Below are 12,240 nucleotides of genomic sequence, written 5' to 3'. Positions count from 1 at the left end.
TCTCTCCTGAAACAACAAGGCGTCTTTGCGCTGTCAGGCTGCAAGCCGTAAATTCCGGCTGGCTCTTTCTGCGTCATTATGAGCGGCACGACAGTGCACGCCACGCCGGATTTCAGATCGCAAGCCCTGATTTATCTTCCTCATGATTGCTCGCGCTTACTCACCTCTGCCATTGTGAAGCACGTAAATGATCACACACGATCAAGCCCCTCCCATCTGTTCTACGGTGAACTTTGCAGGACGCGAGCGAGCGTCCTGTCTGGATCCGGTGGCAACTGACATCCATGCCTCGCGCTGCCGTGATAGCGCGGTTGGTCGCCTGCTTGTTCTTTCGCGGCGCTATGCGTGACGCTTCGCACCCTCACTCCTGCCCCGCTCACCGCCCTTCGGCGCCCCTGCTAGAGTTTGCGCAGCGGTCACGTCGTTGCTCGGGAAATGTGAAGATGTGTCATCTACTCCAGACCACCAACGAGGCGGCGATCAGCGCCGTGTTCTGCGTGGTCAACCGCTAAGTCAGCGATCTCGTACCTATGCCCGGACTGTTTCGTGAATACAGTGGCCGCACCTCGTGAGCGCCGTCGAGACCCTATATCTCGAGAGGATCGAGAAGCTACTCGCGCGAATGGAGCAGAAGACCAGCCACGAATGGGCCCTCCGAAGCGGTCCGGCGCCTGAGGAGTGACCAAAAATCCGCGGGGCGGCGTACCTAAAGACGAACCCCCGTCATTGATCGCGTAAGGAGGCAGCCGCCTAACTAGACACGTTCCCTCGGCAAACGCAGGGTCATATCAATAGTTGTCAAGCCGCTTGTCCGCATCCAGTTTGTCAAGGGACGACCCGAAGACGGCGGGGCGCGTCATCGTAACTCCTCCGAAGCTCGCCGTGACCTGACCCGATGCCAGTTGTCCGCTCGGGTCCATTGCGGCGGCGACAAAGTAGGTTCGCTTGTTTTTCTCGGAGAGCCACGTCTGCTGGACGACACCCGTGGTCCAGACTTCGATTTCCGGCCCGTACGAGCGATAGGTACAAGAGCAGTCGGCATCCGTCATCGTGGCCGTCGCGGACATCCTGAACTTGCCGACGTCGAGGCCCATCGTCGCGAAGAACCGGGCGAGGCGGTACGCGAGAGCCAGGTTGCCGTCGCCATCGAACTTCAATGTCGTCACCGAGTCGTCACGGCCATCGGGCTTTCCGTCGACTACGTGCAGCGGGCCGGCCCAGATCATCTGATCTGTCTTGTGGGTCTTTCGATCGAACCAAGCCTGCGCGACCGGCCAAGAAGCGTCCACGAAGACACCGGCAACCCGCTTGCCGACGGTCGAAGCGGCGCCCGCCAGCAAGCCGCCGATGATGGGCTTGGAGAGCTTGCCTCGCTCTTCCGGTACGAAATCTTCGACCCGGGCGCCAACGCTCGAAAGCTTTTGCTCCACGGCAGCGCGACCGCCGGCGAAGAAACCTTCGCTCACGGGGATGGCAGTGACCGCCAGCAGGCCTAAAAGGGCAACGGCGACGGTCGCTCGCCAACGGCTGTGCCTCGGAGCCGGCTGCTCAAATACCCGCGAAGCTTCGGCCAAGTGGAGAGCGGATGAAGTCATCTCGAAGTCCAAGGTTGGGTCGAACCGGGAATACTCGGCGGAGCGGCACGACCGAGCGCCGCCCCAAACAATCGCATGGGCTATCGAGCCGAGGGACACGCTTCCTCGGCCCGGCCGTGTTCAACAGTCGGCCTTAACCTCAGTGACCATGTTCACCTCCTCTGTCGAATTGGGCGTCGCGTCCAGAAGACATTGGGCCGGGACAGAGGGCGGTCAATCCTTCTCACTGGATGGATTTTTTGATGGGCGCGGAACTGTCCCCTCTTGAAATTGGTCAGTCACCCACTAACGTCCGGGTCGCGAAGGCGACCTTCTGCGGCGGCCGCTAGCGACAACGTAGCGAAGCGACGTCGACGCACGCGGAAGAGCATCCGTAGCTCCTACCTAGGAGAGCATCGGCCTACTCGCAACTTGCGGAAAAGTCCGAGCGGCTTCGACCAGGATCGCCGCTCGATCTGACGACCGCATCCGAAAAGAAGGTTCGCCGCGTGGCCTCCTACGGCTCGCCGCCGACACCATCGGCTGGTTCAAGGCGATCAGCTCGTTCTACAATGTTCTCAAACACCGCTCCTACGCGTCCGGATCTCCGCCAGCGCTCGATTTCACGGACGCAGTCGTCGGCATGATCGACGAGCGCACGGAGGACCTGCCGGCCGAGCGCCCCCGCGAGCGCAGGAAAGGATTCGAAGCGCTATTCTCGAACGGCACGGTTTCGAAAGAGCGTACCTCACCGTGTTCACTCGCTTCTCGTAGCGGCCCGGGCGCGGTTGACCTATTCTGTGTGGAATCTTGCGCGGAATCGGCGGTGCAGCAGTCAGCTCATCGCATGTGGTGTCGGTCACGGTCCGTTGGGGCCGTCGAATCATCCTATTCTGGAAGAACAGGCTCTTCACCGAAGGGACGATTGATCACTGCGAGCACTTCAGGAGCGGCGTAAACTCGGTTGCGTGCGTATCCGGTCCGCTCTTGCAGAATGCCGGCTTCCTCCAACTGCGCAATGCCCTGATTGATCTGTGCGGGGGTGACATCGAGTAGGTCGCCAAGCCGCTTTGCCGTCACCATCGGATAATTGTGAAGTTCGTCGAGCGCTCTCATGGCCGCAGATCCCCTTCGGAATTTTCGGCGGCCCCTCCATCGCTCGGATAGTTCCGACAGCGCTGTGCGCGTCCGGATGAGCTCTTCGACGGTACCGGTCACGGCGTCGGCCATGAAGGTGATGACGGGCTCCCATTCGAGCCGTTGTTGTGCATCCTTGAGCGAGGCGTAGTACGTGCCCTTTTTGCTTTCGATGTAAGGTGAAAGGTACAGGGGCACATGCTTCTCCGCAGCCATCATGAGCGGAAGCAGAAGGCGACCGACACGACCGTTGCCGTCCCGGAAGGGGTGCACCGCCTCAAAATGAGCGTGAGCAATCGCCATGCGCGTAATGAACCCTTGCGTCATCTGCTGCATCCCCTCATTCCGGAGATAGTCGACCGTTTGCGCGAGGCAGTCGGGAACATCGGCCGGAGGTGGAGGATTCCAACTTGAATATGCGATGTCTTTACTCCCGCCGATCCACACGACGCGCGCTCGAAGGTCGCCGGGAACGTCCTGGTAATCCGGATCGTCCTTCATCACGGCCCGATGGAGATCCCTGATCAGGTCCATCGTGAATACGCCGTAGCCTTCCTTTGCGGCTCTCGGGATGAATCCGTCCAAGGCGACAGCGTAGTTGCGGACTTGGCGCGTTTCGTCCCGGGCACCATTGTCGCCGGTCTCCTCGACGGAAAGCAATTCGTCGAGAGTGCTCTGAGTGCCTTCGATCGACGAGGAACTGACCGCTTCGCGTCTGGTCAGGACCCGGCTGACGATGTAGGGGTCCTTCATTTGGGCCGCGATGGCGTCGACCTTGCCGAAGGCCGCCTGAGCGGCTTCGAGGGCCTTCGTCGCTCCGGGAGCGAACACGCCGTCTTCTGGTGGCGCCGGCGGCACGATCCCGTAATGGGAATCGTAGGGCGGCGGCAGCCGCTTCAGCGTCTCTCGGATCGTATGGCTGAGATCGCTGCGCTTCATGGGAACCCAAACTAAAAGGCCGAATTTCCTATTTATATTTTGGTTTTTAGATAAAGACCATAACTTGGTGCGATCGCGGGGTGCTTATTTTGGCTTTCGCAGGATGGCGGTGTCCACCTGACCCCTGCGTTCTCCATATGTTCCAAGCGAGAGACGGTCTTGCCTCAGTTTGAATTATTGTCGCCTGGCGGTGTCAAAATACCGTAAGGAACCCAAGAGTAAACCTATTGTTGACATACGTTTCGAGATTATCTCCAGTAGACAACCAGAGAGAGTATGCCGCTTAGGCCGGTGACATCATGTCCCACTTCTTCCATGAAATCGCGACCCCCCGCGTGAGCTTCAATGAAGGCTTCAAGGCCTTTTTTGGCTTCGCCGTGCTCGCTATTGTCTTGGTTGGTGCAATCATAGGCTTCATTAGCGAATCGAGGCTATCATTCGGTCTCGGTGTCATCAGCGGCGTAGTTGGCGGGGCTACCGGTTTTGTCGTGGCAAACTTTCTCGTGGGTCGTTCCAAGAGATGAGGATAGCGTCTTTGTCTTTATAGGCGCCGTTCTCATTCTGTATGTAATTTTCGCTTACCTCTTAGATCTTCTCAGAAAACCTCAAACTACCGACGCGAATAAAGCGATCTTTGATCGCTGTTTCAACGCGGGTACGTTCGCAAGCTCCTTGATCCTGCTAATTGGCGTCTTCGTCCCGGACACCCTCAAGGCGATCGGAAATTTAAAGCCATTTCTGTTGTTCGCCGGAGTAGCTGGCGGAGCCTATAGTTTTAGGGCTCTTCTCCTTGGGTAAGGGCCCCCTCAGTTGGCGGCCTCGACCGCAGCTCGCTTCTAATAAGGCCCGCGCTTCTTCGGCGGGCCTTCGCGCTGATCGATTAGCATCACGATGTCGTTCATTTCCAGCGGAGAGGAGACAAAGCCGGCGGCTATCGCGGGCGTCATCCGAAGCGTCTTATGCTGCTTGATGAAATTGTACCAGACGAAATAGAGCGAGAGTGTGTGATAGCGGTTCTCCACTTTCCTTTGAGAAGGCATTGGTGAGCCGAGTAAAGCGGCGCATCGACATGCGCATGGTGAGATTCTGGCGCTCCACGTAGGACGTCGAAATGCGCGACGTCAGGCGAACCAAGGATCAGGTCCTTATCGATGCCGATCAGCTTTGCGGGGCTGTAACGCTTCTGCGGTTGCGGGTCGCTGTAGGATACCACGGCTCCAGCCGCATCGGCGGCCTAGTCAAGTCAGCCAAATTTCAAACTCAGGCATGACCCGACAGACGGCTTCCGAAAGGCCCGCGAGCTGGCGCACGCCGATCTCAAAGCAGACGGAAAAGATGGCCGGCGCCGGCGGCAGGGACGCACCCAACGCACGCCAGACAGGCCCGGCGGACCCGATGCCGGCCGAATATTGGGATGCCGTCCTGAAGGACGCCGGCGCCGACGCTGACAGACCGGTCCCCCTATCCAGCTATACAGTCGCGGAGGCTTTCGGAGATCGACCAGCACGTGCTGCGTGTCTCCTGCAGTCGATGCGGCCGCATCGTCGAAATCCAGAAAACCGATGCCTACCGGCTATACGGTCCGGATGCGGGCTGGAAGGACGTCGGGCAACGGCGCCTCGACGCCACCGCACCCGTCAGTGGCGGCGACCGAGCGACTACTGGCGCGGGTCGAACGGCGCCGCATTCAAGCAAGCGCATGATCCAGCCTGATCCACGCTCCCTCGTCCCTTCCATTTACGTAAACACGCGCGGCTTTTGCTTCATCGTGTTCGAAGGCCACTCAGCGCCGTTCGACTGGGGAATCCGCGAGACCCGCGGCCCTCATAAATGCAAGGTGTGTTTACCGCCGCATTGCGCAGCTCTTAGATCAGAATGCGCCCGACGTGCTCGTCATCCAGGATACCTGCGAACGGGAAGCACGCTCTGGCCGAAACGATTGCAAATATAGTGCCGCCGCCACGCAAACCCTCGATGAGCGAAGATCATCGAATGGGGTTCTTCGATGCCGCGCGGCACCGGCGCTGACATACTTTCGACGAAAGCGGCTCGACGAGTGCACGAGATAGGCGCTGCAGCAGTGCTGCGTCCGTCAATGTCGTGGCGGCCCAAGAGGTCCTTCAATGGTTATTGCTCCCTCAGGCATTCTGCCCTGCAAGACGAAAAACGTGGGTAGGGTTCGGTTCAGTATATGAAGCGCATAGCCCAACGGAACGTTTGCCTCATGCGCGGCGTGCTTCACCTGATCTAGCGGCACAAGGGACGACGCCGGTGGTTCCGCTGCCCTGACTTCCAATCTTAGCTTTTGAATTTCAAGCTCCCTCTTTAAGCTTTCCAGGTCGAGAAGACTGCGCTCCTTTTCTATCTTTTGGGTTTCCTGGCCGACCTTCTTGGTTTCGGCCACGGTGCGACGCCAGTTCAGAACAGTCTCAATCGCGCCCGCGGCCGCAAGTATGCCGCCACCCGCATAGACGGGGAGAAGAACCGGCGCGGAAATGATGCCTGCACCGCAGGCCGCCACAACCATTAATCCAAAACCCAACAGACCCGGTCCAGCAAGTGCGAACGAAACGGATCCCGCACTGACCTGGGCATGAGGCATGACTGTTGACACCCCAAATGGCCGATTAGCAGCCATGAGGACAATCATCAATTGGCTCAAAGCAACTGCATCGGCAGCGAGTTCGCCAAGAGGTATCCCATTTTCATCAGTGGGCGACGGCGAAGAAAACCGTACGTTGAACGCTGTGGCAACTCCTTCGGATACGGCATGGCCGGCTTTCAAGTCTCCTTGATTCACCAGAGCAGCGACGTCATCATCGGACGGGTCGATCCATCTGAGGATTAAGGGAGCGAGATTGCTACGATTGTTTTGCACCCATGCTTCACCTTCCGGAACGCTTCCATATCCATCCTTCTTAAGGACCGACGGCCGCGTATCGGACACACCTGCGGCACGCATGAGTTCCTGCTTCTCGAGTTCAGGAAGTTGGCTGAACAGGCGATAGAGCGTGGTTTCGTCGGCCATGCTACCCCTCCCTTGGATCCCTGATCTGTTCAGTTGGGACTTAGGCGTAAACAGAGTCAGAAACTACTCGTCGGCGCCCCAGGATGCTTATTACCAAACGAATGGGTTCGGAAATGGCGCCTTTCCCTAATCAGGATCTGGCGTGCAGTGCCGACTCCAAAGCGCTTGTCCCGTGTGCAGCGACTGGCCGCTTCCGGCGATTGTCGGGAATGCGCAGACCATCCTCTCGCTTCCGGTGTTCGCTGCGATGGCCGACGCGATCTTCACGTGCAAAACGGGCGCTCTTAGCGAGCGAACCAAATTGCTCGCTTACAACTCCCTTCTTCTTCGTGATCACATAGCCGCCTCTTGTCATGCTGAATGGCTTTCGGAGCAGCCCAAGATGGTCAAATTTGGTGCCGGGCGGGTGCTTGAACGGCTCAAACCAGGCCGGATGTACGAAGTTCGACATCGGAATGCCGTCGACCAGAAAAGTATCTTCCTCGACCGGGTCGCTCATTTCATAAGCGTACTCGGTGCCGTCTGCCGCTTCCGCCCAAAGGTTTGCGAGCGGGTCGATCACCATTTCAAACAGTTCGTGCGACGCAGTGACGCTGACCAATTGGTGGTCCGCCAACGTGGTTCTGACGAACACTTTGGAAACGGGCTGTCCGCCTTTTGTGAGGTCGTGATAGCCGAGCGCACCAGCCGCGTCGGCATCGTTGAAATAAACAAATTGCCAATCAGAGGGCTTTGCAGCGTCGGTATTGTATAGCTTTACGGGGTAGCCCCACACTGGGAGAAAGTAGGTGTCATAGCACTTCTGAAGCGCTCGCGTCAGCTTTTCAAAAGGTACACCCAGATCGACGGTTGCCTTATTGATACAGGCAATGGTGACCTGGCCGCCCTGTCCAGCCTGAGCTGCACGAATCACTTTCATGATTGTCCTCCCTAAGCCGCGCCCCAGTCAGCCTGGCGCTCTCAGCACATCCTACCGCTTTCCTGATGCCGAAGAGTGAACTGGATCACAGGTTAAGATGATAAACGCGGGTGAGTGAGCGGACCGGCGATCATGGGACCCGAGCCCGTAATCCACCCGAATGGCTCCTCCACAGTCGGGAAAGTCTCGCAGTTCATGAAGCGTCGATAGGTGCAATGATTTGCACTGCTTGTGCGATCTCAGGAAGGTTACTCAACGCATCTGACTTCGCCGCGACATGCGTTGTCGCGTTCGTCGCCAAACCTCTCGCAGATGAACGAGCGTCACGAACGAACGTAAATAAATGAGCGGGGAATTTAATCCCCGCTGAGGGCTGGAGCCCTTATTCAGAAATGAGCAGCTCCGATTTCAATTGCAAATGCGCCTGATTCTGAATCTTCATGATGGCTCGGTGCTTTCTCGCAGGGTCAATCACCTGGGCAAGATCAAGGTTTTGAATGATCAACAACCCCGTAGCCGCCGGCAAAGTAGTTACGGGTCCCATCGGCCTCTTGGGGCCTTGAGGAACCAGTGGCTTCCCCGTGTCCTCCTCCACAGCTCAAGCTCCCATGTCCTCCGTCCCCACCTTGCTAACCCAGCCCTCCGTCTCCGACGGCCCCGTTAGCGCCTGCGGGAGCGGAGAAGGAATACGCGCTCGTGGGCAACGGGATCTTTCCAACCTTGATTATTCTAGCGTTCCTCCGTGCCTCCCGTGCCTACCCGAGCCTCCTGCCACCCGGAGCGCCCTGGATTCCTCTTATTCCGTCAACGCTGTTACATCCGCTTTGCGTGTACAGCGCCGCCCAACGTGTCCAGATGGCCGGGGGAACGATAGGTGGTCCGGAAGTTGCGCTGTTAAACTTAGTCGCGGCGCGGCGGACCGCGGCCTTCCTGTGAACCAGTTCACAACCATCCAGCGAATTGGCCGTTATGTTACCGTAGTTGTATTATGCCGCTCTCCTGAGCGTCGGGGTCATTCCTGGACTGGATTCGCATACGAAAGCCTTAGAGGCGGCACGACTATTTGCCGGCACAGCAGGGAATTGGGAGCCATTTGTGATTGGAAATGCGCCGCCGCTAAGCAGATTTGTGGTTCGGATGGGTAGTCTAGGCTGGATGGTTTACGATCGAGAGCGCAAGGGGCCTGCGCTGATTGGAAGCGAGTGGGCAGCCAATTTGACGAAGGAGCAGGCAGAGCGTGAGCTCCACATCCTCTCCCTTTCAGCAGGAAAACAAAGGGGCTAACCTCTGCCCAGACAGGCGGCTTGCAATCATAAGCCTGCGGCAGGCCCGATCGCCGCCGTCTTCTGCGGAAGCCGGTGGGGCCAACTGAAGCGGTCCTCCAGCCCCCGCGAAGGTCCGGTCCTACCCGCTCAGCTCGGGCAAGCTGCAGTTGAACTGACCTTGTCGGCTCGCCCACGCCTTTTTGTTTGGTCTCCAACCTGGTGAGTGGACGGTCAAAATGTATGGCATACCTTTTCATCGCAAGCGTGCACACCTATCGCGTCGAGATTAAGCCGCTTGCTGTCGCAACTATCCAACGATTGCCCCATCGCACGATCGAGTCGACCCGCCCGATGCCGGGGATCACGTCGCCCCGTGCAGCCATTCGAATCCCATCGGGCCCTTCAAGCACCGCCGTTCCGCCGCGAACGTCGAGGACTGCCCAACCGACCACAGTCGTCGGCGGTGTCTCGGGGACCGACACAAGCGGCGTCGTAGGCCGGACCGCCCCCGTCACAGACATGTCCGGCTCAACAGTATCCCCCGATTGCGCCCCACTCGACGCTTTAGTCAGAGACTTCGTAGCAAGGTTCGCGGTGACTGTGGCGGGCTGACTTAGACGAGGCGGTGTTCGCCAGCTTGATTCTGATGCTAGCTTTCGGGCGCTTTCGACCTTACCGCTCAGTTTTGTGTCCGGCATGCGGCGCGAAGCCGTTTCTATCTGAGCAATTCGATAGACAGCTGAGACAGCTGCTGGGGCATACCAAGCACCAGCCCACCCCAATCCAAAGCCTCCAACCAATGCGACCCCGACGACCCAAATAGCGGATTTTGAATGGCCGCTTGGCGCCAACAGCGCCTGGATCTCATCACGATTGGAGGTCGAGAAATCCAGTTGGTCGAGCGTGACGGGCCACGCGACCTCGCCATGTCCGCGATCGGCGACCGCCTCAATCCTTTCCAAGGTATTCGCATGGCGAAATTGCATGCTCGGGTCCCTTGTGGTCCCTAATGATCATGCCGGGAACTAAACCAATTCTTAACAGCCGTCCCCGCAGCACGAATAAGTCAGCGACAGGTCGCGCAAGAAACCAAAAGTGAGATCTCTGGCGACCGGCGGCAGCTCGTCTCCACGGCCGTTTGCGGCCTTGTGCGGCTGGCACGGCGCTGTATTACCGCGATCTCGGTACGAGCACCGCTCTGATGTCGGCGAGCCTCATCGCCGAGCACATGCCGCCCGCCCACGTTCTCGGTGTCGAGCCAAGATCAATTCGATGTTGCGCCACTTCTAGCGGCCGCGCAGGCCAACGATACGCTGACTGGGTCCGAAGCTCCGACTACGCCGATCGACGCGCTTATGCTCATTGCAGAGGCCCGCAACGAGGCGCCGAGCCGGACGGCAACTTGGCTGGGCGCACTTTTGATGATGCTGGCGATGCTCTCCATCTTGAGCTCGAGCCGCTCGCGTCGGCACGCATTCAGATTGCACCCTGAGGCGCACCGCACCGGCCTGTATTACGGTAGGCGCCGTCGGGATCGAAGAGTCCGGACGCCGGTCTAGCCGAATTGCCACGCGTACAAACGTTCCTCGCGCCAGCGCTTTCGCGCTTTCTTTAGCACTGCCTTAAACGAACCTATCGACTACGATGGCGGCCCCCTAGAGGATGGGACTTCCATCATGCGGTACAAAGTGTTCGTGGTGGACAGCAACAGGCAAGTGATTTGCGCTGCAAAGCTCGACTGCATCGACGAGCAGGCGGCGGGACGTCGAGCCGAACAAATCTATAGCGGGCACGACGTTGAGCTTTGGGACGGCGATTGGCTCGTCGCCATGTTTCGAGGTGCAGCGTCGAACATCCAAGCGATGGGCCAACACCGTCAGAGTAGCCTCCCAGAGGTCAGCGTCAGCCACTCGCAATCGCGGTTAATGGTCGTCTTGGTCTAACTCTCGCAACAGTCGACGAAGGAAGTCGCTGGCGTGGTTGTATTGTGCGGCGCCGTCCAGGATCTGATGAGCGAGTGGTGACATAATGTTGCCAATAGCGTCCGAGCCAATCAGCTCGGTCCGAGATGACCACAACTCCAACAGCCCGTCGGGGATGTGTTCGCTCGATCCGAATAGTTTGAGGAGCCGGCCCTCGGCGACACCGTTGTGATCATGGTGGGCCTTGGCCGCATAAAAGGCGAACAAGCCTCGAAAGGCGTCACGGGAAACGGCAGGCTTAGCCATGGCGTGCCCCCACAGAAGTTCAAATGAATTTGCGAAATCCGGAACTGAACAAGCCTATTCCCTCGAATCCTCACATGAAGAAGATTCTACAGCAGACCGGGAAAAAGCGGCAAGCCCTTTTATTTACGTTAGATGTGCCAACTGCCTGGGCGTGTCCAAACCCGTCTTTTATGAGCTCTCTTCTAGGTTGCGTTATCCCCTGCTTCGAGGTCCGTCGCCCTGGGTCCGGGTGAGAGCGATAACCCCGCTCGCGCTCACGCGGCGCCGGCCGTTCATACGGATCGAATGCCGATCTTAGGCTTACAACTCGACAAGGTCCGTCGTCCGCCTGAGCTAGTTGCGGCGAGATGAGGTTCAACGGCCTCTTCAGCAAAGAGACAACCGGTGGCGCTAAGTGACCAATCTCTCGCAATCACAGCGAAGGGTGGCCTCTACGCGAGGCGCATGCCACGGCCGCGATCGTCCATCCAAGCACGAGTCAACGCATCACTTCTGCAGCTCGTCAGCGACGCAAAACAGGAAGAGCCCAACACTCCGCGCACTATTCAGCCGCTTGGACGTCTCGATCACGGAGAGGACACGTCGCGCACCTGTGGCTCAAGCCATTCCGAGTGCCTTAAGTCGCCATCAGCTGACCACTTCCTTCCGAGTCATCGCTTAGGTCCGCTGGGGTTGGGGCCGTCGCCACCGCTGTTACGTGTCAGCTGACATCCAATTGACAGCAGATTTCAACGTTCGGTTTCCCATGCCGACAAACGTCAAAAAGCCTGTCGTATTGCTCTAAGCGTAGTCCTTCAGGCCACGCTGCAGCGCCGCGAGTTGAATTGCTGGACAGCAAGAGAGACGCGACGATCAAAGAACGAAACACTTCCGCCCCGATAAAATTGCAATTGAAAATTGCGGCACAACCACGTAACAATCCTATGGTCAATATTCCTGATCGTTACCAGCATCGTGTCACTTCTTCTGTTGTTCAATCGCGCCCACTCGACGGCGTCGACGCGCGGTCCGATAGCAACTGCCTCTAATTCCGACGTCTCCCTCTAGACCTGACTTCGATATTCCGATTTTTTGTTTCAACCTCGCGGAGGGAATTCCGTGGCTCATAGTCCGTCTCTGTTTTTCTATCTTCGGATCAGCGTCCTGTTCA

The 12,240-nt window shown here is 58.2% G+C and carries 8 protein-coding genes; 2 read left to right on the top strand and 6 right to left on the bottom strand.

The window, feature by feature from the left end; all coding sequences use genetic code 11:
• Window positions 1-788: 788 nt before the first annotated feature.
• A complete protein-coding gene (locus FOM02_RS35815; protein ID WP_265440777.1) occupies window positions 789-1,607 on the bottom strand; it encodes a hypothetical protein in 819 nt (272 codons plus the stop codon).
• Window positions 1,608-2,462: 855 nt separating this feature from the next.
• Window positions 2,463-3,650, bottom strand: coding sequence for a Fic family protein (locus FOM02_RS35810; protein ID WP_265440776.1), 1,188 nt, complete (start codon window positions 3,648-3,650; stop codon window positions 2,463-2,465).
• Window positions 3,651-3,949: 299 nt separating this feature from the next.
• Between FOM02_RS35810 and FOM02_RS35805 the strand changes: the two genes are divergently transcribed.
• A complete protein-coding gene (locus FOM02_RS35805) occupies window positions 3,950-4,174 on the top strand; it encodes a hypothetical protein (protein WP_027564838.1) in 225 nt (74 codons plus the stop codon).
• Between the two features lie 312 nt (window positions 4,175-4,486).
• Here FOM02_RS35805 and FOM02_RS35800 read toward each other — a convergent pair whose 3' ends face one another.
• The 3 genes from FOM02_RS35800 to FOM02_RS35790 form a co-directional block, all read right to left on the bottom strand.
• Entirely contained in the window at window positions 4,487-4,690 is a 204-nt protein-coding gene (locus FOM02_RS35800) for a hypothetical protein (protein WP_265440775.1), read from the bottom strand.
• A gap of 1,052 nt (window positions 4,691-5,742) precedes the next feature.
• Complete coding sequence (locus FOM02_RS35795; protein ID WP_265440774.1) at window positions 5,743-6,678, bottom strand: hypothetical protein; 936 nt, start codon at window positions 6,676-6,678, stop codon at window positions 5,743-5,745.
• A gap of 130 nt (window positions 6,679-6,808) precedes the next feature.
• Complete coding sequence (locus FOM02_RS35790) at window positions 6,809-7,597, bottom strand: hypothetical protein (protein WP_092218195.1); 789 nt, start codon at window positions 7,595-7,597, stop codon at window positions 6,809-6,811.
• A 2,941-nt stretch (window positions 7,598-10,538) separates the two neighbouring features.
• Between FOM02_RS35790 and FOM02_RS35785 the strand changes: the two genes are divergently transcribed.
• The gene (locus tag FOM02_RS35785) at window positions 10,539-10,805 is read left to right on the top strand and encodes a hypothetical protein (RefSeq protein ID WP_265440773.1); all 267 of its coding nucleotides are present in this window, start codon (window positions 10,539-10,541) and stop codon (window positions 10,803-10,805) included.
• On the opposite strand, the gene FOM02_RS35780 is transcribed toward FOM02_RS35785, so the two are convergent.
• Window positions 10,785-11,090: a hypothetical protein gene (locus tag FOM02_RS35780; protein WP_265440772.1), complete on the bottom strand. Its 306-nt coding sequence runs from the start codon at window positions 11,088-11,090 to the stop codon at window positions 10,785-10,787. The two genes, FOM02_RS35785 and FOM02_RS35780, sit on opposite strands and share 21 nt — an antisense overlap.
• Window positions 11,091-12,240: the final 1,150 nt, after the last annotated feature.

Origin of the sequence: Bradyrhizobium sp. SEMIA (genome assembly GCF_014844175.1) — a bacterium.
GTDB lineage: Bacteria > Pseudomonadota > Alphaproteobacteria > Rhizobiales > Xanthobacteraceae > Bradyrhizobium > Bradyrhizobium arachidis.
This window is presented reverse-complemented; position numbering and strand designations above follow the sequence as displayed.